13 protein-coding genes are annotated in these 21854 nt (G+C 61.1%); all 13 read left to right on the top strand.

Annotation, left to right across the window (positions count from 1 at the left end):
* The 13 genes from OKW30_RS31385 (at position 1) to OKW30_RS31445 (ending at position 21802) form a co-directional block, all read left to right on the top strand.
* Positions 1-7674 carry an SDR family NAD(P)-dependent oxidoreductase gene (locus OKW30_RS31385; RefSeq protein WP_429349201.1) on the top strand — a complete coding sequence of 2558 codons (7674 nt, stop codon included), beginning with the start codon at positions 1-3 and terminating at the stop codon, positions 7672-7674.
* On the top strand, positions 7671-8615 hold the full coding sequence (locus tag OKW30_RS31390) for a UDP-3-O-acyl N-acetylglycosamine deacetylase (RefSeq protein WP_429349202.1): 945 nt from the start codon (positions 7671-7673) through the stop codon (positions 8613-8615). Before OKW30_RS31385 ends, OKW30_RS31390 begins: the two co-directional genes overlap by 4 nt.
* 19 nt (positions 8616-8634) lie before the next feature.
* Positions 8635-9966 (top strand): aminotransferase class I/II-fold pyridoxal phosphate-dependent enzyme, encoded by a 1332-nt coding sequence (locus OKW30_RS31395; protein WP_429348520.1) that lies wholly within the window; start codon positions 8635-8637, stop codon positions 9964-9966.
* A gap of 304 nt (positions 9967-10270) precedes the next feature.
* Positions 10271-11446 carry a polysaccharide biosynthesis/export family protein gene (locus OKW30_RS31400; RefSeq protein ID WP_429348521.1) on the top strand — a complete coding sequence of 392 codons (1176 nt, stop codon included), beginning with the start codon at positions 10271-10273 and terminating at the stop codon, positions 11444-11446.
* Between the two features lie 6 nt (positions 11447-11452).
* Entirely contained in the window at positions 11453-12271 is an 819-nt protein-coding gene (locus OKW30_RS31405) for an ABC transporter permease (RefSeq protein WP_429348522.1), read from the top strand.
* Positions 12268-12930, top strand: coding sequence for an ABC transporter ATP-binding protein (locus OKW30_RS31410; RefSeq protein WP_429348523.1), 663 nt, complete (start codon positions 12268-12270; stop codon positions 12928-12930). Before OKW30_RS31405 ends, OKW30_RS31410 begins: the two co-directional genes overlap by 4 nt.
* Positions 12927-14108: a chain-length determining protein gene (locus OKW30_RS31415; protein ID WP_429348524.1), complete on the top strand. Its 1182-nt coding sequence runs from the start codon at positions 12927-12929 to the stop codon at positions 14106-14108. Before OKW30_RS31410 ends, OKW30_RS31415 begins: the two co-directional genes overlap by 4 nt.
* A 56-nt stretch (positions 14109-14164) precedes the next feature.
* The gene (locus tag OKW30_RS31420; RefSeq protein WP_262413946.1) at positions 14165-14296 is read left to right on the top strand and encodes a hypothetical protein; all 132 of its coding nucleotides are present in this window, start codon (positions 14165-14167) and stop codon (positions 14294-14296) included.
* Entirely contained in the window at positions 14293-15555 is a 1263-nt protein-coding gene (wecC, locus tag OKW30_RS31425) for a UDP-N-acetyl-D-mannosamine dehydrogenase (RefSeq protein ID WP_429348525.1), read from the top strand. Before OKW30_RS31420 ends, wecC begins: the two co-directional genes overlap by 4 nt.
* Positions 15556-17139, top strand: a complete 1584-nt coding sequence (locus OKW30_RS31430) for a hypothetical protein (RefSeq protein WP_429348526.1) — start codon at positions 15556-15558, stop codon at positions 17137-17139. It abuts the gene before it with no gap.
* Position 17140: 1 nt separating this feature from the next.
* Positions 17141-18454 carry an FkbM family methyltransferase gene (locus OKW30_RS31435; RefSeq protein WP_429348527.1) on the top strand — a complete coding sequence of 438 codons (1314 nt, stop codon included), beginning with the start codon at positions 17141-17143 and terminating at the stop codon, positions 18452-18454.
* Positions 18432-19577, top strand: coding sequence for a glycosyltransferase family A protein (locus OKW30_RS31440; protein ID WP_429348528.1), 1146 nt, complete (start codon positions 18432-18434; stop codon positions 19575-19577). The genes OKW30_RS31435 and OKW30_RS31440 overlap by 23 nt, the downstream gene beginning before the upstream one ends.
* Positions 19571-21802: a glycosyltransferase family A protein gene (locus OKW30_RS31445; protein WP_429348529.1), complete on the top strand. Its 2232-nt coding sequence runs from the start codon at positions 19571-19573 to the stop codon at positions 21800-21802. Before OKW30_RS31440 ends, OKW30_RS31445 begins: the two co-directional genes overlap by 7 nt.
* Positions 21803-21854 lie beyond the last annotated feature (52 nt).

Raw genomic sequence — 21854 nt, forward strand, 5'->3', positions numbered from 1 at the left:
ATGGAAAGAAAAATAGCAATTATCGGGATGGCATGTCGCTTTCCCGGCGGAGTGACCGGGCCCGAAGACTTCTGGCAACTGCTGTGCGATGAGCGCGACGCAGTGACCGTCGTGCCACCCGATCGATTCGGCACGAAGTTCTACCAGCATCCGTCCAGGAAAGAGCCGGGGAAGAGCTACACGTTCTCGGCGGGTGTTCTCGACAACGTGGCCGGTTTCGATGCCGCTTTCTTCGGCGTTTCGCCGCGCGAGGCGACCCAGATGGACCCGCAGCAGCGTCTGCTGCTCGAACTCGCGTGGGAAGCGTTCGAGGACGCCGGTGTGCGTCCAGCGGAGATGCGCGGCCGGGACTGCGGCGTGTTCGTCGGCGCCGCAAGCATGGACTACGGCAACCGCAGCATGGACGACCTGAACTGGATCGATCCATACTCGGCCACGGGCAACACGCTCAGCATTGCGTCCAATCGCGTTTCCTATCTGTTCGATCTGCGCGGTCCGAGCATGTCGGTGGACACTGCCTGCTCGTCGTCGATCGTCGCGCTGCATCAGGCCGTGCAGGCATTGCAATCGGGCGAAACCGAAATGGCGCTCGCGGGTGGCGTCAATCTGCTGCTCCATCCGTTTGGCTTCGTGAGCTTCTCGAAGGCGTCGATGCTGTCGCCGCGAGGCCGCTGCCGCGCATTCGATGCGACCGGCGACGGCTATGTGCGCGCCGAGGGCGGCGCCTTCGTGCTGCTCAAGCCGCTCGAGCGCGCGCTTGCGGACGGCGACACAATTCACGCGGTCATCGCCGGTTCGGGCGTGAATTCCAACGGCCATTCGCACGGCGGTATCAGTGTGCCGACGACGGCCATGCAGGCTGAACTGCTGCGCTCGGTCTACCGCCGCGCGGGCGTTGATCCGCGCTCGCTCGCCTATCTGGAAGCTCACGGCACTGGTACCGCAGTCGGCGACCCGATCGAGGCGCGCGCGCTAATAGAGGCAGTCGCGGGCGGCCGTCCGGCCGACGATCCGCTCCTGATCGGCTCGGTCAAGACCAACGTCGGGCACCTCGAAACCGCCTCGGGCATGGCCGGCCTCTTCAAGGCGATCCTCTGCCTGAAGCACGGCGCGGTGCCGCGCTCGCTCCATTTCGAAACGCCCAATCCCGCCATCGATTTCGAGGGCGGACGCCTACGCGTCGTCGACCGCTTCACCCCACTCTCGCGGCGTGATGGTGCGCCGCTGACGATTGGCGTCAACTCGTTCGGCTTCGGCGGCACCAACGCGCACGTCGTGCTAGCGGAGGCGGTGAGGGTAGCCGCGCCCGTCGCGCCCGCCGCGCCTGTCATGGGCAGCACGCCGGCCGCGCGTGGAGCGTTGCCGCCGCTCGTTCTCACGGCGCGCTCGCAGGATGCGCTCGCCGCACTTGCCGCGCGCTATCTCGCGTGTTTGCAGAACGGCGCCGATTGGGCCGCGCTCGCGGCCGGCGCCGCGCGCCGCCGTGAATGGCTCGAACAGCGCGTGGTCATTGCGCCTCCCGACCTGAAAGCGGGTTGTGCCACACTCTTGATGCTCGCCGAGTCGTCCGATCAGGCGCTCCCGGCGTATGTGGCGCGCGGCCAGGCCGTAGCGACGGCCGCCAAGGTGGCGTTCGTCTACGCGGGCAACGGCTGCCAGTGGGCCGGCATGGGCAAGCAGCTCTATGCGGAAGACACAGTGTTCCGCGCGGCGCTCGACGAAGTCGACGCGCTCTGGCGCGCCGACGGCAGCGACTCGCTCCTCGACGTGCTACGCGCGGGCGCGAGCGCCGAATGGCTCGCGGCGACGGAGAACGCGCAGCCGCTGTTGTTCGCGATTCAGGTCGGCATCACGCGCACACTCGAAGCGCGCGGCCTCGGCTTTGATGCGGCGGTCGGTCATAGCGTTGGTGAAATCGCGGCCGCGTGGGCATCGGGCGCGCTGACGCTTGCCCAGGCCGTGCGCGTGATCCGCGTTCGCAGCAGCGCGCAGGGCCTGACGCGCGGCACCGGCAAGATGGCTGCGGCGGGCATTGGCGAAGCCGAGGCACGGCAGTTGATCGCACACCTCGGTCTCGCGGAGACGGTCGAGCTGGCCGGCACCAACAGCCCCGAAGCCGTCACGCTGGCCGGATCGCCCGAAGATCTCGAAGCGATCGGCGCTTCGCTCGCCGCGAACGGCAGCTTCTTCCAGCTGCTCGATCTCGATTACGCGTTCCACAGCAGCCGCATGGACGCCATCGAGCCGGTCGTGCGCGCCGGTCTCGCCGATCTGGCGCCGCGCGAAGGCACGAAGCGCTACGTCTCGACTGTCACCGGCGACACGCTTGCCGGCACGTCGCTCGACGCAGGCTACTGGTGGCGCAACATCCGCGAGCCGGTGCGTTTTGGCGAAGCGCTCACGCGTCTCGCCGATACAGGCGTAAGCGTGTTCATCGAAATCGCGCCGCACTCGATTCTGCGCCACTACGTCAAGCAGACGCTCGCGAGCCTGAATCTCGCCGGTGAGGTCGTGCCCACACTCAAGCGCCATCACGACAGCGCGCAGATGCTCGCGCATTCGACGCTATCGGCGGTCGCGCACGGCGCGCGCGTCGATGTCGACCGCTTCGTGCCAGTGGCGTCTCAGGGCTCACATGTGGCGCTGCCGACTTACCCGTGGCAGCGCGAACGCCACTGGCAGACGGCCACCATCGAGGGCTACAACCTCGTGAATCGCCGCGTCGATCATCCGCTGCTCGGCTACCGTCTGCACGAGCATGCGTTTGCATGGGAAAACCAGCTCGATCCGCAGCGCGTGCCGATGCTCGCCGATCACGTCGTCGATGGTGGCGTTGCATTTCCGGGCGCGGGCTACGTGGAAATGGCGCTGGCCGCTGCGCGCGTGTTCTTCCGCACGTCGGACGTCGCCCTCGAGAACCTCGAGATCCGCATGCCGGTCGTGTTCCAGCCGCAGCACGCGAAGCTGTTGCGCTTCGTGATCGACGCGCGCACCGCGTCGTTTACGATCGAGACGCGCGAGCGCATGAGCGACGGGCCGTGGAATCTCAACGTGACGGGCCGCCTGCTCGAAAGCGGCAGCACGCTAGGCGCGCAGAGCACGGCCGATGAATCGGTGCTGGCGCGCCTCGAAGCTATCCCCGCGATGCCCGGCGACGCCCTCTACGCAAGCACGACCGCTATCGGTCTGAGCTATGGTCCGGCGTTCCGCTGGGTGCACAAGGTGCAGGTGCAAGGCGACGACGCGCTCGCTGACTTTGAAGTGCCGCAGGTGCTTGCCAGCGCGCACGCGGTGGCCGGCTGGTTGCTGCATCCCGCGCTGATGGACAGCGGTTTTCATCCGCTCTTCGCCGTGCTGGGCCAGGCCGGCGCCGCGCCAGGCGAAGCGCGAGCGGCCTTCGTGCCGGTACAGATCGGCCGCGTCGACTTTCTGCGTGGCGACTCGGTACGGCGTGTGCTGGCGCGTGTGCAGCGGCGCAGCCCGCATTCGATCGTTGCGTCATTCGAATTCCTCGACGCCGACAATGCAATCGTCGCGCGTCTTTCTGCGTGCCGTTTCCGCCGCGTCGACCTTACGGGCCGACGCCACGCCGCACCGGCGCGCTTTGCCTACGCGCTTGAAGCGCGTCCGCTGCCTGAGGGCTTCACGGCCGCCGCGCTGCCCACGCCGGCTGCGCTCGTCGAACGTGCGAGCGCGCGTCTCGCTTCGCATGAGGACAGCGCGCAACGTACGCGTCACTTGACCGAAACGCTGCCGTTGCTCGACGTGCTCGCGGGCCTGTACGCGTTGAACGCGCTAGAAGCGATCGGCGCATTCGCGCAGCTCGTGCTGCCCACGCTCGCCAATACGCCACTGCTCGCGCGCCTTGCGCAGATCGTCGTGGAAGACGGACTCGCCCGCTTCGAGGGCGAGCGTCTCGTGCGCGACGACGCGGCCGCCTTCGCGGCGATGCCTTCGCATGATGCGCTGTGGCGCGATGTGCTGGGGGCTTCGCCCGCGCACGTCGCCGAACTGACACTGCTCGCGCACGTGGGCGCGGCGCTGCCACGCGTGCTGCGCGATGGAGCATCCGATGCCGATGCGCCCGCGTTGCTGTCGCCGACGGGGCGCAGCCTCGTCGAGCAGTTTTTCGACGCTTCGCCCACGTGGTCGCATGCCCGCGCGATGCTCGCCGCCTGCGCGAAAGAAGCGCTGGCAGCGTGGCCGGGCACTCGTCGCCTGCGCATGCTGGAAATCGGCGCGACGAGCGTCGAAGTGCTCCAGCCGCTCGACATCGGCGTGCCGGCTTCGCGGTGCGAACACGTGATTGCAGGCACGCACCAGCAGCTCGCCGCGCTCGACGCGGAAGCGCACGCGCACGTTCAGACGCTGCAGCTCGGAGAGAACGAACCGCTTTTCACGCATTACCGTGACGCCGCGCCGTTCGACGTGATCGTCGTCAATCGCATGATCGGCGAACAGGCCGATCCACTCTCCACGCTGCAAGCAATTGCCGAACGGCTCGCGCCGGGCGGCGTAGTCGTGCTCGCCGACGCGCGCCGCAGCCGTTTCGCCGACATCGTCTTCGGCGTGGCGGGCCACGAGGTCGCCGCACAGGCCTACGGCGCGCTCGCACCGGCCGCGCTTCGCACGCTTTGCGAACGCGCCGGTCTGCAGGACGTCGTGCGTCACTCAGAGCAGGGCCTCGATCTCGAAGGTGCGCCGACGCTGATGGTCGCGCGCAAGCCTGCGTCCGCTCAGCAGATGCAACCCAGTTCGACCGACGCGCAGCCGTGGCTGATCGTGCAGAGCGGCAACGACGCGTTCGGGTCTGCGCTCGCGGAAGAACTCGAGCGCTTTGGCTGCCAGGTTGAAGCGACGAGCGTGCCCGAAGCGGCCGCATGGCTCGAACGCAAGAACACGCAAGCGCAGATCGTGTTCGTGGCACCGCTCGTACAGCTCGACGACGCCAGCGGCGCCGACATCATGCGCGCGCAGCAGGACGGCGTGCTCGCGCTCGCCATGCTCGCACGCGAATTCGACGCAGCCGGCGTGGCCGCGCTGGCGCGCCTGTCCGTGGTGACACGCGGAGGCGCGCCGTTCAGTCAAGGCTCGGGCACAGCGGCGCAGCCCGAGCAGGCGAGCCTATGGGGCCTCGGCCGCGTGATGGCGAACGAATACCCGACGCTTGCGCTGCGCCTTATCGACGTGGCGGGCGCGGATGGCGAGGCCGTATCGCAGTTGGCGCACGCGCTCACGCACGATGACGGCGAGGAAGAGGTGCTGCTCACGGCGCAGGGCCGCTACGTGCCACGCATGCTGCCGGCGCAAACAGCGGAACGGCAGACGCCGCGCGACGAATCCACGGCTAAACAGGTGGCCGCCCCCGTGCCCGCAGTGCTGGCGTTCGATATGCCCGGCTCGCTACGCAACCTCGAATGGTTCGCGTTGCCCGAGCGCGAACTGAGTCCAGGCGAAGTCGAGATCGCGCCGATGGCGACCGGTCTGAACTTCCGCGACGTCATGTATTCGATGGGCCTGCTCTCCGACGAGGCGGTCGAAACCGGCTTCGCGGGCGCGACGATCGGTATGGAACTCTCGGGCCGCATCATGCGCGTCGGCGCGGGCGTCGAAGGCTGGGCGCCCGGCGACGCGGTGCTCGGCTTCGCGCCGGCTTCGTTCGCCACGCGCGTGGTCACGCGTGCGAGCGCGATCGCGCGCAAGCCCGAAACGATTTCGTTCGAAGCAGCCGCTACGATTCCCACGACCTTCTTCACCGCGCACTACGCACTGTGCGAGCTCGCACGGCTGCGCCGGGGCGAGCGCGTGCTCGTACACGGCGGTGCGGGCGGCGTCGGCATCGCGGCGATCCAGATCGCCCACCATCTCGGCGCGGAAGTGTTCGCCACCGCTGGCGCCGACGAGAAGCGCGAGTTCGTGCGCCTGCTCGGCGCCGATCGTGTGTTCGACTCGCGCAGCCTGGCGTTCGCCGACGAGGTGCGCGCCTGCACGAACGGCGAGGGCGTCGACATCGTGCTCAACTCGCTCGCGGGCGAGGCGATGGTGCGCGGCATCGACATGCTGCGTCCGTTTGGCCGCTTCCTTGAACTGGGCAAGCGCGACTTCTACGAGAACAGCCAGATCGGCCTGCGGCCGTTCCGCAACAACATCAGCTATTTTGGCATCGACGCCGATCAGCTCATGGGCGTGCTGCCCGCACTCACCACGCGCCTCTTCGAGGAAGTGATGGCGCTCTTCGTGAACGGCGTGCTGCATCCGTTGCCGTATCGTGCCTTCCCGGCCGCGCGCGCGGAGGAGGCGTTCCGCTACATGCAGCAGGCGCGCCAGATCGGCAAGGTGCTCGTCACCTATCCGTCGGGTACGCCGGCGCCCACGCGCGGCGTCGCGCAGCCCGTGCTGCGCCTCGACCCGCAGGCGGCGTATCTGATCGTCGGCGGAACGGGTGGTCTCGGTTACGCAAGCGCGCGCTGGATGATCGCGCGCGGCGCGCGTCACGTGACGCTCGCGAGCCGCGGCGGCGCACTCGACTCGGCGAAGCAGCAGGAACTCGAACGCTGGCGTGCCGAGCATGGCGCGACCGTGACAGTGGTGTCGTGCGACGTGACCGATGCGGCGGCGCTCGATGGTCTGATCGAGCGCATCGAGGCGCGCGGAACGCCGCTCAAGGGCGTCCTGCACTCCGCGATGCGCATCGACGACGGCCTGCTGCGCAACATCGACGACGCGCGCATGCTCGCCGTGCTCGAACCCAAAGTTGCCGGTGCATGGAATCTGCACCGCGCGACGCAGCGCTGCGCGCTCGACTTTTTCGTGCTGTATTCCTCGGCCACGACTTATCTCGGCAATCCGGGCCAGGGCGCATATGTGGCGGCCAATAGCTTCCTCGAAGCGCTTGTCGCCCATCGCCGCGCGGCCGGGCTGGCCGCCACCTTCATGGCGTGGGGGCCGATCGAGGATGTCGGCTTCCTCGCGCGCAACAGCACGACGCGTGAAGCGCTGCAGGCGCGCATCGGCGGTGCGTCGATCACCTCTGACGAGGCGATGACGGCGCTCGAGCGCGCGCTCGCAACCGGTGCGGTCGGCGAGGCTGTGGTGCGTCTGGACTGGGCGGCGATCGCGCGCGGCATGCCCGCCGCGCAGGCGCGTCGCTACATGGCATTGCAAGGCGGCGGCGCTAGCGAGACAACGAGCGAGGACGGCGCGCTGCTCGAACAGCTGCGCGCTCTCCCGAAAGTCGAAGCGGTCGCGGCGGTCGAGACCGCGTTGCGCGGTCACATCGCGCGCATCCTGCACATGTCGCCGGAGCGCATCGCGCTCGACCGCTCGGTGCTCGATCTTGGCATGGACTCGCTGATGGGGATGGAACTCGGCATGGCGGTCGAGGAGTCGTTCGGCGTGAAGCTGTCGATCATGGCGATTGCCGAAGGCGCGACGGTGCACACGCTCGCCGTGCGCATCGTCGACATGCTCGACGACGAGAGCGGCGAAAACGAGCCCGGCACGCAGGGGGCCGCGAATGGCGCGAACGAGGAATTCGCGGCGCTGGCCGCGCGCCACGCGCTCGACGAGAACGAGGCGCGCGCGCTGCTCGAACGTAATCGAAACGCGGGCAACGACGATCAGGATCAACAGGGAGACGAGTCATGTCAGTCGACGCCGGCGTTTGCGGAGTGAAGCTGCCTGCGGGCTGGCGGCCGAGCGAAGGCACGCTGGCGCGGCCGCTCGAACTGTCGGGGCACGGCTTGCACACCGGACGGCGCGTGAACGTGCGCATTTTGCCCGTCGAGACCTCGGCGACGGCGGGCGGACGACACGGCATCGTGTTTCGGCGCCTGCACAAGGGGCAAGCGCTCGGCACGGTGGCCGCCGATCCGTCGTTGCGCCGGGGGCAGCCGCTCTGCACGATGTTGCGCGCGAAGGATGGCCTCGGCGTGCGCACGGTCGAGCACCTGCTCGCGTCGTTGCTCGCGTGCGAGATCGATCACGCGATCGTCGAACTCGACGCTGAAGAAGTGCCGATTCTCGACGGCAGCGCGCAGCCATGGATCGATGCGATCCTGGCATGCGGGCGCACCGCGCTGCCGCAGCCGAAGCGCTTCTTGCGCGTGCTCAAGACTGTGAGCGTCGCCGACGGTGAGGGCGCCGCGCGCCGTGAAATGCGCGTCGAGCCCGCCGACGACTATGCGCTCAGCGTGCACAACAACGACCTCAAGGGGTTCGGCGACATGGAATGGCACGGCCGGCTCACGCCGCGCGCCTTTGCCGATGAGATCGCTTCGTCGCGCTCGTATGGGCAGATCAAGTGGGCCGTGCCCGCGATCGTCGTGGGCTATCTGCGCGGCTCGCCCATTCTGCGCGGCGCACGGATGTCATGCACGGCGGCGATTGTCGGCAAGCGTGTAGTAGGCGGCTTGCGTCAACCAGACGAGTTCGTGCGCCATCGCGTGCTCGATCTGGTCGGTGACCTCGCGCTCGCCGGTGCGCCGCTGCTCGGTCACGTGAGCGCGCGGCGGCCAACGCATGAAATGAACTATCGGCTGCTCGCGGCGCTGTTGGGCACACCGGGCGCATACGAGTGGGTCGAGGCGCACGCATTACGCAGGCATGCCACATAAACAGGTTAGATCGGATTACATGAAACTCGGGGAAACACTACGCCAGCAATTGGCGGCCAAAGCGCTGAAGCGGCAACTGGAGCGCGCGACCGATGCGGTTGCGGCGCCCGGCGTGCCTGATGGCCAGGCGGCGCAGGCCGCGCAGACACTGTCTGCGCGCAGCCGCTTCGAAGCGATGCCGCAATTCCAGCAGGTCAAGCTGATGCGCGAGATGGGCGAGACGCTGGGCGTCGAGTCGCCGTTTTTTCGGGTGCATGACGGTATTGCGGGCGCGACTACGCAGATAGGTGGGCGCGAGTATGTGAACTTCGCGAACTACAGCTATCTCGGACTCGCAGGTGATCCGGTCATCGCGGCGCGCGCGAAGGCGGCCATCGACCGTTACGGCACGTCCGCTTCGGCGAGCCGCATCGTTGCGGGCGAGCGGCCCGTGCATCGCGAACTCGAACGAGCGCTCGCCGAGTTCTATGAAACGGACGACTGCGTCGCATTCGTGAGCGGCCATGCCACGAATGTGACCGTCATTGGTTCGCTGTTCGGGCCTGGTGATTTGATCGTGCACGACGCGCTCGCGCATAACAGCATCGTGCAGGGGGCACAGCTAAGTGGTGCAAAGCGACTGAGCTTCGCGCACAACAACTGGCAGGCGCTCGACGAACTGCTTACGCGCGTGCGCCGCGAGTATCGCAACGTGTTAGTCGCGATCGAAGGTCTCTACAGCATGGACGGTGACTTTCCCGATCTGCAGCGCTTTTGCGAGGTGAAGGAGCGGCACGGTGCGTTCCTGTTGGTCGACGAAGCACATTCGCTTGGCGTGCTCGGCGCGACGGGCAGGGGTATTCGCGCGCACTGCGACGTGGCGTCGGACCGCGTCGATCTGTGGATGGGCACGATGAGCAAGACGCTGGCAGGTTGCGGCGGGTTTATCGCTGGCTGCCAGCCGCTCGCCGATATGCTGCGCAACCTTGCACCGGGTTTTCTCTATAGCGTGGGCCTCGCTCCGGCGCTTGCCGAGGCTTCGCTCGCCGCGCTTGAATGTTTGATCGCGCAACCTCAGCGTGTCACGCAATTGCAGGCGCGCGGTCGCCAGTTTTTGACAGAGGCGCACGCAGCCGGATTCGACACCGGCACGAGCGCGGGCTATGCAGTCGTGCCGGTCATCACGGGCAGTTCGCTGAAAGCCGCGCAGTGGGCGAATGCGCTGTTCGAAGAGGGTATCAACGTGCAGCCGATTTTTTATCCGGCTGTGGAGGAGAAGGCGGCGCGCTTGCGCTTCTTCATCTGCTCGACGCATGAGCCGGAGCAGATTAGCCGGACGGTTGCGGCAGTGGCGAGGTTGGCGGGGTGTTGAACCTTTTGTGTGGTGCGAGATTGTCGCGCGGTTAGTGCTGTTGCTGCTGATCGTGCGCTTGTTATTAGCACGTTTTGGAGCGTAATCGAATTTCAACGGAAATAAGAAACCCTATCGCGTGCAATTGACACTGGATAAAATGCTGGCTATCCAAAATAGCGCTAAATGTGCCAGCTCAATTTTAAAAGCGGTGCGCTCGTCAGGGTGAGTTCGTAACGCGATGTGATGACTGGCTTTCGCCGGAAGTTTTCAGCATCGTGGCAACCCGATTCGCAGGTCGTGCCCGGTTCAGGTTTCAGGGTTCATGAATAAGACTTTTTTTATCGCTTGCTTTCCGGTGGTTTTGACGTTGTCGGGGTGCGCTACCTTTCCGGGTTGGATGCCGTCGTCGGGCGCGAGCCGAGAGCAGGTTTTAGAACAGCACGATTCGGGGCGCGTTGAGGGCATTCAGGTCGTGGACGTCAACGATGCTTTGGCACGCAAGTTGGCCAATGCCAAGCAGCTCGGCCGATTCTCGAACATCTTCACGAGCGGGACGGCCAACATTTACGTGATTGGCCCGGGCGACGTGATCGACGTGACGATATGGGAGGCGCCGCCAGCGATATTGTTTGGGAGCCTGACGCCGGCAACATCGATCGCCGCCATAACGCCGAGCGGCAGCACGGGCGTGCCATTGCCGCCTCAGATGGTAGACGCGGATGGCACGATCTCGGTGCCGTTTGCTGGCCGGGTCTTCGTCAAGGGCCTGACTATCGAGCAGATCGAGGCCAGCATTTTGCGTCAGCTCAAAGGCAAGGCAAATCAGCCTCAGGTACTAGTGAGTCTGGCGAAGAACAACGCATCGAATGTCACGGTTATTGGTGAGGTAAATGACAGCAAGATGATGCCGCTTACCCCGCGAGGTGAGAGGTTATTGGATGCGTTGGCGTTTGCCGGAGGAGGGAAGCAGACGATCAGCCATATGGCTATTCGTCTTTCACGCGGCAATGTGACGGCGACGATGCCGCTGGATTCCGTGATTCGCGATCCGCATCAGAACGTGCCGCTCCGGCCCGGCGATGTAGTGACAGCGCTTTATCAACCCGAGACGTTCTCGGTGTTGGGCGCAACGGGCAAGAATGAGGAAATTCCACTTGAAGCCCAAGGAATCTCGCTGGCTCAGGCGCTCGCTCGCTCGGGCGGGCTCAGTGATTCTCGCGCGGATGCGCGAGGAGTATTTGTGTTCCGGTTTGAGGATGCGAAGTTGGTCGATCGCAAGGATGCATCCGTTCAGCCAGTCAACGGAACCGTGCCGGTTGTTTATGAAATCAACCTGCGTGATCCTGCCTCGTTTTTTGTGACGCAGAATTTCCCGATTCAGAACCACGACCTGATCTACGTTTCGAATTCGCCGGGTGCCGAGTTCAGCAAATTTCTGTCCTATATCACGATGGTGGCCTATCCCGCGGCGACCATCACTTACGACATGAATCGGTAGCGGCTTATGACAGGAAAGACTCGTAGTCCGAGCGAAATTACCTTTTCGGTCTGGCGCGCTATTTTTTTGCGTGAGGCCCTCGATCGTCTGTTCGAGGGGCGTGCCGCTTGGCTGTGGCTACTAGTTGAGCCAGTTGTCTACATTGGTCTGCATGCTTTTGGATTCGAGACATTGCACGTTAACCAGGTTGGTGGAATGGCGATCAATATGTTCATTGTCGCGGGCTTCATCGGATTTCTGCTTTGGCGTCGCACATGGATGCAGGTGTTGCATGGAATCGACTCGAATCGGGCTTTCTTCGCTTATCGGCAAATCAAACCTTTTGATGTCGCGTTCGTGCGCGCGTTCGTCGAGTTGTTCCTCATGGTGCCAGTCGCGATTTTAATCATGTCTCTGGTGATCATGACTGGACATGGGATAACGCAGAACACGCAAAATCCAGTATGGCTTCCGCAAAATCCTCTGCTGGTGATCGCAGCGATTTTCGGACTGTGGTTATTGGGTTTGGGATTCGGAATGGTGACCTCGGTGCTGATGCGATTTGTTCCTGAAGTCGATCACATCTTCAAGATTCTTTATCTTCCGTTGTATTACATGTCGGGTGCGTTGTTGCCGCTGACGTTGTACGTGCCGCTGCCTTATCAATACATCTTTGCCGCCAACCCGATCGTTGATGGCGTTGAGATGATGCGGCTGGGTTATTGGCCCAATTACAACGCGCTCGCAGGCGTGAGCCTTGGTTACGTTTATGCGTGGGCCCTGGCCCTGCTGCTGCTTGGGTTGATGTTGTACAAGCGGTTCTCCAGAAAGCTGGTGATGCGATGATACTTGTCGAAGACGTTCACAAACGCTACCAGAGTGAACACGGAGCCGGAAAATGGATATTGGGTGGCATCAATATCACGATTCCATCGCGTCACAGTGTGGCCTTGATTGGAAAAAACGGCGCTGGTAAATCCACTCTGCTGCGGATCATTGGCGGAATCGATTTTCCGACCAAGGGACGCGTTCAACGCCTTTGCCAGGTCTCTTGGCCCATGGGTGGCGCCGGTCTGGAGGGGACATTGACCGGGCGTCAAAACGCAAAATTCGTGTGCCGGATTCACGGTCACCAGGATGAGCTCGTCGATCGCCTGGCCTATATCCAGGATTTCGCCGAATTAGGCGCTGCCTTTGACGAACCCGTGCAGACCTATTCGTCGGGCATGCGCTCGCGCCTGCAATTCGCGATGTCTCTGGCTTTCAATTTCGATGTGTACATTTCCGACGAAGTAACGGCGGCAGGAGACGCGAGATTCAGAAAGAAAGCCGCAAACGCTTTCAAAAATATGACCGCTCACGCTAGCGTGATCATGGTCTCCCACGACGAAAACACACTGAAACAGTTTTGTCAGTCGGCTATCTGGATCAATAACGGCCAGGCCCACTGGTTCGACGATCTCGAAGATGGTTTGAAAGTCTATAAGGATTATGTTCTGGTATGAGTGATTCATTGTTGCCGGCCAACCCGGGTGTAATTGCCAGATCGGGCATGTTCCTGGGCCAATGCAAGGACGCGTTGTTTTCGGTCAGGGCTTTTAAATTGCTCATCCGACTGGTCGCCGCGTACACCATTCTGTCCATTCCGTACTGGTTGTTCTTCGCGTCCGATCGTTACGTTTCGAATGCGATTGTGGTCATCCAACGGACCGATCAAGTCAGCGGCTCGCCAATCAGCCTTGCGCCGGGCATTGCCGCAGTCGCAGGCGCCGCCAGTCCGAGCAGTGCCGATCAGTTGTTACTGACGCAATATCTTTTGTCACGGGAGATGCTGGATAAGCTGGATGCCGCGTTTGATCTGCGCTCGCACTACAGCGGCTGGCATCATGATCCGATTTCGCGCATGTTGTTCAGGAATGAGCCGGCTGAATGGTTCTATCAGTACTGGCTGTCGCGCGTTGACGTCGAATACGACAGCTACAACGGCGTCATCGACATCCAGGTCCAGGCCTACGATGCCAAAACCGCGCGTGCCATCGTGGAGTTCATGATCCGCGAGGGGCAGGCACAGATGAACCGGATCGGTCATCAACTCGCGCAGTCCCAGGTTGATTTCCTGACCAAGCAGGTCACAGTCACACACCAACGCCTGCTCGACGAGACGCAGGCCCTCGTTGATTTCCAGAATCACCAGGGACTAGTCGCGCCCGCAACTACGGCAGCGAGTCTTAACGGCCTGATCGACAAGCTCGAGGCGCAGAAAACCGAGGTTCAGACCCAACTCGATTCGCTGCCTTCGACGTTGAGCGCCAATCAACCCACTGTGGTGATGCTCAAGAAGAATCTCGCCGCCATTGATCAGCAGATTGCGCAAAGGCGAGCGGAACTGGCTTCACCGTCAAGCAAAACACTGAACTACACGGTCGAAGAGTTCCAGCGCTTGCAGATGCAGGTCGGCTTCGCCCAGGACTTGTACAAGACTGCGCTTTCAGCATTGGAGCAGGGCCGCATGGATGCAGCCCGTACCTTAAAGATGGTTTCGGTGTTGCAGCCCGCGACGCGGCCGGACTACCCCGTGGAGCCGAAGCGCTTGTATAGCGCATTCGTGACCTTGCTCGTCGGGCTTGCGATGATGGGTGTCTTGAAACTGATCGAGAGCATCATCCTCGATCACGTCGACTGACCCACTGAACTGTATCTGCTCACGTAACAGTTTTTTGCCAGGAACAAACAGTCAAAATGAAAAACCTGATTGTCGTAGGAGCGCGGCCGGAAGCGGACGCCTATGTCGGGATGTCACACGCGAACAATTCTCATGGCGACGACAACGCCGCGCATGGCATGCGCGATATCCTGGTGAAGGTATCGTGAATACCATTTCGATCATCGGTCTCGGCTACATCGGCCTACCCACTGCAACAATGTTTGCCTCGCGCCGGCTCCGTGTCATTGGTGTCGATGTCTCGCCCTATGTTGTCGACACCATTAATCGCGGGAATATCCATATCGTCGAGCCCGAGCTCGATATCCTCGTTCAGGCCGCGGTCGGCGCGGGCTATCTTCGGGCGACTCTGCGCGCTGAGGCCGCCGATGCGTTCATCATCGCCGTGCCGACTCCATTGACTGGAGATAACAAGCCCGATGTGAGCTATATCGAAGCTGCGGCCAGATCGATCGCCCCAGTGCTCAAGCCAGGCAATGTGGTCATCCTTGAATCCACTTCTCCGGTAGGCACGACGGAGCGCCTCGCCGAGTGGCTCGCGGAGTTCCGTCCGGATCTGAGCTTTCCGAATCAGCGCGGCGACGCGTCGGATATCCGGATCGCGCATTGTCCCGAGCGAGTATTGCCCGGACGTGTCGCGCATGAACTGGTTGCCAATGACCGTATTATCGGCGGCATGACGCGTACTTGTTCCGAGGCGGCTGTTGCGTTGTACAAGCTCGTCGTGCAAGGCGATTGCATCGTCACTGACGTGCGGACCGCCGAAATGTGTAAGCTGGCTGAGAACAGCTTTCGTGACGTCAATATCGCCTACGCAAACGAACTCTCGATAATCTGCGATCAACAGGGGATCGATGTGTGGCAAGTCATCCGGCTTGCCAATCGGCATCCGCGCGTCAACATTCTGCAGCCGGGCTGCGGCGTTGGCGGACACTGCATTGCGGTCGATCCCTGGTTCATCGTGGACAGTGCGCCGGCGGACACGCAATTGATCCGTGCCGCGCGCCATGTGAACGACTCGAAACCGGCATGGGTCTCGCTCAAGGTAGACCGGGCCGTCGAAGAGCTGACCCGATCAGGCGTCGCGCTCGAGGATATCCGGATCGCGTGTCTGGGCATCACCTACAAGGCGGACATCGACGACCTGCGCGAGAGCCCCGCGCTCGAAATCGCCGAAGATCTCGCGCGCCGCTACGACCAAAAAATCGCGATCGTTGAACCTAACCTCCAGGTATTGCCCGATCACCTTGAGCAGACGAACGCCACGCTACTAACGCTGGACGACGCAATCGCCCAAAGTAACATTCTCGTTTTGCTCGTGGAGCATGCCGAATTCAAGCGCGTCAGGCCCGAACTGAGCCGGCGACAAAAGCTGATCGATACACGTGGTATATGGGGAGCGAAATAAATGATGGAACAAAACAATCATGTCCCTGTTGCATTGGATTTCGACGGCGTGAAATATGAAAACGAATTACTGATCGAGCAACTGCATCAAGTTCAGGAAGAGTTGGAGCGTTGCCAACTGCGGAGTGAGGCACTCGAAAAGGAGGCGGGGCAGCATTCCCAGCGGAGCATTTCGCTAGGAAAAGACTGGGTGGATGACGAGCTGGTCGATGCACTCGCTGAGTGTCAGCACTTACGTACCGTGGTCAAAGTCCAGCGAGACGTACACGAAGTGCAAACGCGAAACGCACTGAACGTGAAGCTGGGAGACCTCATGATTCGGGGTGTCGATTCTCCCAGAGCGTTGCTCGCACTGCCTGTCAGGCTTGGCGGGGTTTGGCGCAGGTATCGCCGCGTGACTGCGCCCGAGTCGCTTGGGGGAAAAGATTTCGGCCAGGTCATCGAAGCCTTCAAGACGGGCGGCTTTGAGGCGGCTGAAAAGCTTTTGCTCAACATTTCCCCGATCGTACAAGCGAACGCGTACACGGCGCTGGGCAGGTATTTGATCGACCAAAATCGCGGCGGCGCGGCCGAGGCCGCACATCGAGCCTTTGCGTTGGATCCGAAAACGTATCGCCTTAAGTGGCTCGCTTTTAAGCTTCATAAGGCGGGCGACGTCATTCAGGCGCAGGCGATGATTGACGTCCTGCCGTCGGATACCGCATTTAGCGAATCGGAGACGCGACAGGCGAATCAGTTGCGCAACGAGGCTGCGCTCGCGCGCCAACGCGACGCCAAACAAAAGACGGGATACGACGAACGACGCATCGAAGTCGAGAAAAGGCTGAATCGCGTGACGCAAGAGCGGGACCAGCAAGCGACGCTTGCCGCTGAGCGTGCGAGGCAAATCGACGCCCTCAAGCAAATCAAAACGCAGCGGGAGCGGGATGCGGAGGCACTGAAAGTCAAGCACCAGACAGCGGCGAGATTGGCAGATGAGGGCCGCAAGGAGATCGATCTCCTCACTCAAGCTCAAGCGAGCCTCGATAGAGACAAGGCGGCTCTCGAAGCCAGGCTCGATCAGGCTACGAAGATTGCGCTGGGTCATGCCACGAGAATTGACGTGCTCAATCAGGCGGGTGCGCAGCTGGCACAGGACAATGCCGAGCTGAGAGCGCGGCACGAGGATGCAGTCAAGCTCGCGGCCGAACTCAGCAGCGAAATCAACTCGCTGATCCAGGCGAAGGTACAGGCGCAGGCCGAGGGCGGAGCCCTCCAGACCAGGCTCGACGAGACGGCTACGAAGTTGGCACATGGTTGCGAGCAAATTGAACTCCTCAAGCAGAGCAACGCGCAACTGGAGCGCGACAAGGCCGAAGCGGCCAAGCTCGCGGCTGACTGTGCAAAGGAGGTCGAGATGCTGAAGCAAGGCCGGTTGCAACTGGAGCGCGACAAGGCGACATCGGAGAAGGCGCACCGGGACGCGGCAGCACATACGGCGGTGGGTCAGCAACTGTTGCGCGAGGAAGTGGCGCGTGCCGAGGCACAGCTCGAACTGATCAAGGACATCCTCTTTCGAGATCTAACGACATCAGGTGAGCGCTGAGATGGCTGAACTTCGGTCAGAACAACTCGTCCCACCCTACGACAAGCATTTACTGCAGCGTGCGCAAACGCAATGGCAGTTCGGGGATTGGAACAGTCTCGCCATGCTTGATCGTGCGATGCTGCAAGACCACCCCGATCGCGCGGCGCTCGCGGTTTTTGCTGCCGCTGGCCGCCTTCAATCGGGGCTAAGTGACGATGCGCGACATCACGTTCGTTTGGCATTGGACTGGGGGGCAAGCAGGGCACTGGTCAGCAAGATTCTGATCTCGGCGATCCACAATACTTTGGGCCGCATCGCCGTAGCTGAGCGTCAATCAAGTCGAGCGCAGTTTCACTTCGAAAATTCGATATCGACCGGTGCATCTGAGTGCGACAGCCGCCTTATAATTCAAGCACGTACGGACGCACAAACGAGGCAGATAGAATTGCGCCGGTCACGTCTGGAAGCCGAGCGTCTTCAGGAGGGCGATGCGATCGCCATCCCCGAAGCGAGCAAGACCGCGACCGCGGTCAAGCCGAATCCCGCCCCCACCGGCAAGCCATTCGACGTGAAAGGGGCGAACAATCTGATCAGCGGGATAACGTTGACCGAGCAAAGCAGAAAGCGTTGGCCGTACTTTTTGAAAATCGAAGAACTGCAGATAGCGCTGTTTCTGCAACTGATTGCTTATGCCAAGCCTGTGCGCTTTTTCGATATCGGTGCGAATGTCGGTTTCTACACCCTTGTCGCACAGAAGTATTTTTCGCGACTCCGGTGCGTTGCATTTGAACCGACGCCGGACACGTTTACCAATCTCGTCGAGAATCTGAATGCGAACGAGCGTGAAGGTGGCGCGGAGGCCAGCTGTGTCGCGCTGTCATCGAAGAACGGCACGGCCGAGTTTGGAGACTTTGGCGATTGCTCGGGCAAGAACTCCATTGTTTCGACTTCCATTCACGAACAAGACACCGTCAAGCATCGGATACGCGTTTCTATGGAGACGCTCGACCATCGATACGCCGAAAGACTAGGTCGGGTCATTGTCAAGATCGACGCCGAAGGCCACGAGACGGAGATCATCAAAGGCGGGGCCAGTTTTTTCCGGAAGAATGAGATCGTGTTGCAGGTCGAAACGGGCCATAAAGAGAACTCGCACGAACTCGATCAACTGATTCGGAATCACGGGCTCGAGCCGATCTTCAAGCTGGGTCCCGACAGTTATTACTCGAATGTTCCCGATCTGGTGGAGAAGTCCAGAACTGCGGAGCTTCTCGAAAACGCCAGTCGATTCCTGATCGCTCACCGCTGGGATGTACAACAGAGATTCGAGTGATCGGAAAGAAGACGCGCTCGAGCGGATCGGCCGCTTTTGCTGTGCGGAAAAAACGAACAACAAGGAAGACGTACTAGACGGTATGGACAACAACAATATCGCGGGTGCGAATGAGCTGTATCGAGCGGGTGACTTTAGCCGGGCACTCACGCTCTACGAGAGTATCGCCCGCCGCCCGGGATGGGCGAATATCGTTCGCGCCAACATCGAACTTTGCCGTCGACGGATTCATGTGCACGCCGAAGGGCAGCGCGGACATGTCGACCGCGCCGCGGTTTTATCCGATGCGCCTCAGATTGTCGTCACGATGACGACGATCCGCTCTCGTCTCCTTTATCTGCCCCGTGTGATCGAAAGCTTGGCCAAGCAAACGCTGAGGCCGGTGCGAATAGATCTCAATATTTCGCATCAGCCCTACCTGTTGGACGAAGGGGTCGCGTCGGACGATCCGGTTCTCGCCGAGCTGATGACGCTCCCATTGGTTCGCGTCAACTGGGTTGCGAATATTGGCCCGTACCGGAAGATCTGGCCGTTCCTGGAAGAGCATTTCTCCAGGGAGCGTGCCGAAGATCGGCTTTTTGTGACGGTCGATGACGACACGATCTACCCGGAATATTTCCTTGAGCAGCTTTACGAAAATTACCTCACACACGATTGCGTGGTTGCATTCCGCGGACGCCACATCGAATTCGACCGCGAGCAGGTCGGGCCATACGAAACCTGGACGTGGGGCAGGTGCGAGCCGACGCTTTCGAACCTGCCCACGGGAAAGGACGGCATTCTGTACAGCACCAAGTTTTTTACCAAGGAATTCTTGAATTTGAGTGCTGCGCTGGAGATTGCGCCGACCGCCGATGACTTGTGGATCAAATGGCATTGCGCGTTAAACGGCTTCCCGTCAATCGTTCTGAATCCAGAGGCATGTAGTTCGGATTACAAGAGCTTTCCGGTCGTCAACTACGACAAGTCTTTCAGGGGTAATAGCCTCTATGCGCGGCATAACGCTACGGGAGCGCAAAGCAAAAATGACGCTTCGGTAGAGCGGCTTGAGGCCTATTTTGCATGCGCTTATGGCTACGATTTAGCGTGGCTGATTCAGTCGGAGTCGAACGCATCATGCTAACGAAAGAGCGATTGCTGACACTGCCCAAAGGGGCGCTCGGACTGGCTATTTGTGTTTTCGTCAGCGAGCGGATCGACGCGGGGGTCATCCCGGAATTGCCCTTGGTACTCGCAGTTCTGCGCAAGCGTTTCGCGGCCAGCATCACGCTCGGCATGAGCGGAGGAGGGCGTCTTGAGCCCGAAATTCTTCAAAAGTGGCTGGCCGACGGCCTGGTTGACCAGACGATTTGCTCGGGGCACGAAAGCCTCGCGTTGAACGACCTGGTCGATGCCGCGATCCGCAGCAATGCACTCACGGCAGTATTCGCAGACGTCAATGAACTGCTGAGCCGGCCGGCCAGTGTGATCCGTTTTGTTGTCGCGCACCACGGGATGATTCGCCATTCCGCATTGAGTGCGGACGGCGCCATGTGGCACGCCGGGCAATCGCAGCTGCGAGCTATTCCCAAGGCGCGATTCCCGGCGAACTGGAACGACGGACTCCGGTACGTGCATTCGGTATGTACGCCTGGAAAACAACAAACTCTGGCGATCTCGCGCGAGCCTGCGCTTGAGGGCATATCACCCACGCAATCTCATCGTTTGTTCGTGACGGAGACCGGTTTAATCCGACTGGGAGGCTGGGAGACTTTCAGGACACGACCGATCCGATTTGGCGGTGTCGATGTCAGCCAGTTTAATGCCGTCTCGGTGCTGTCGTTGAATGGGGAATTGCAGCCCGAGGGAGAGGATGCGTGGAGGACCTTGCCTGGTATCGTCCGTTCCGGAACTGAAGGCGAGTCGGTGGTGTTCGATATCTGGCCGGCGCCGTATTCACCGCCGATCACGGATCGCGGGAGCGAAAACGCAGCGATCGATCTTCCGAGGCAGATTTTGGTGGGGCGTCGGTGTCCCGTGCCTGTCATCGCTGACGTGACAGCGCGTGAGGAGCAGGAGGCGGTCTACATCATGTCCAACTTCAACAAAGCCAGGCATCTTCACGCGGCCTTGTATGGGTGGCTGATGCAGACGCATTCCAGAATCAAACTGGAAATCGTCGACGATATTAGTACGGACGAATCGGTCGAAAAAACACACGAATTTTTTGCTAGATTGAGCGTGGATCCGGCATTGTTCGCGCTTGAGATCAATGAAGCAAAGCGTGGAACATACTGGATACGCAATCTGATCATTTCCCGAAATCGACGCGACGACGTCGTTTTCTTCGTCAACGATTCCGATGACATTAGCAGTGCGCTACGTACGACGTTGCAGATAGGCGCACTCACGTCGATGAATATTGATTTCGCGTGCCTGTTCAATATCATTCGGGTGGATGGTCAATACGCTCCGCTTCCGCTCAACGACGAGGTCGAGCGCTACGGGACGGCGTCGCTGTGCTTCAAGGCAAATCTCATCGACAAGGTGGGCTTTTTCCAGAATATCCGGAAGAACGCGGATACGGAATTTATCCGCCGCGTGAAGCGCTTCGCTGGTAAATCATCTTTATCGTGGATCAAGCTGCCCGTGATGTTCCAGCCTTTCGATGGCGGCAATTTGACCGCGGATATCTGTTCCCTCTCGGAATCGGGCGGTAAGCTGACCGTGGACAACAATCTGCGCGCCGTGCATATCGAAATTGCGGATCACCATCACCAAAGCCTTGATCCGGATACCTTGCCGGCTCATTTCGATTTCCCCCTTTCGACGTTACCGCAAGCTTACGCGCGACTAGGGCATGAGTTTCTGATCGACGGATATCGGCTGCCGGACACTGTTGTAGTGGTTCTGCAGGGTCCTGAAGTCGAGCAAGAGTCGTCGTTCCTGCTCGCCGGCGTCTCCGTCGTGGTCCAGGGGGCGGGCAACGACTGGATAGTCAAAACGAGTGAGGGCGACGAAATCCAGTCGAGCTCCGGATTTTTTGATGTGCTCAAGCAATATTCCGAGCGAAGCGCGCTTCACGCTTATGTCACGACCTCACAGCTTGTGAGCAACTTGCGTGAAGCACCGGATCGCTCTGACGGCTTCGGGGGTAAGGAGTTTTCGAATCTCGTACTGAGGTCAAAAGCTAAAGGGGATCGATACGCAATGAAATACGACGGGTCCTGGCACGATGTCGATACCTTCTTCGAAAAAAAGAAGGGCAAATCTGACAGCAAGATCACTGGCGATACGAGTATTGATGTTTCATCGATGCCGTCGCTTGATATTCCGGCTTTTTTGCATACATCGAGTCTGGCAGTATAATATTTTATTTCCGCTCGCTTTCAATGGATTCGTAAAATTGGCGGAGAATTTC

This window comes from Paraburkholderia sp. Clong3 (assembly GCF_050436485.1).
Classification (GTDB): Bacteria; Pseudomonadota; Gammaproteobacteria; order Burkholderiales; family Burkholderiaceae; genus Paraburkholderia; species Paraburkholderia tuberum.

Excerpts from the sequence above, each read along its gene's own strand:
- OKW30_RS31405 (WP_429348522.1), top strand. The coding sequence starts at position 11,453 with ATGACAGGAAAGACTCGTAGTCCGAGCGAAATTACCTTTTCGGTCTGG.
- OKW30_RS31410 (WP_429348523.1), top strand. The coding sequence starts at position 12,268 with ATGATACTTGTCGAAGACGTTCACAAACGCTACCAGAGTGAACACGGA.
- OKW30_RS31420 (WP_262413946.1), top strand. The coding sequence starts at position 14,165 with ATGAAAAACCTGATTGTCGTAGGAGCGCGGCCGGAAGCGGACGCCTAT.
- OKW30_RS31445 (WP_429348529.1), top strand. The coding sequence starts at position 19,571 with ATGCTAACGAAAGAGCGATTGCTGACACTGCCCAAAGGGGCGCTCGGA.
- OKW30_RS31435 (WP_429348527.1), top strand. The coding sequence starts at position 17,141 with ATGGCTGAACTTCGGTCAGAACAACTCGTCCCACCCTACGACAAGCAT.
- OKW30_RS31415 (WP_429348524.1), top strand. The coding sequence starts at position 12,927 with ATGAGTGATTCATTGTTGCCGGCCAACCCGGGTGTAATTGCCAGATCG.
- OKW30_RS31440 (WP_429348528.1), top strand. The coding sequence starts at position 18,432 with ATGTACAACAGAGATTCGAGTGATCGGAAAGAAGACGCGCTCGAGCGG.
- OKW30_RS31395 (WP_429348520.1), top strand. The coding sequence starts at position 8,635 with ATGAAACTCGGGGAAACACTACGCCAGCAATTGGCGGCCAAAGCGCTG.
- OKW30_RS31430 (WP_429348526.1), top strand. The coding sequence starts at position 15,556 with ATGATGGAACAAAACAATCATGTCCCTGTTGCATTGGATTTCGACGGC.
- OKW30_RS31385 (WP_429349201.1), top strand. The coding sequence starts at position 1 with ATGGAAAGAAAAATAGCAATTATCGGGATGGCATGTCGCTTTCCCGGC.
- OKW30_RS31400 (WP_429348521.1), top strand. The coding sequence starts at position 10,271 with ATGAATAAGACTTTTTTTATCGCTTGCTTTCCGGTGGTTTTGACGTTG.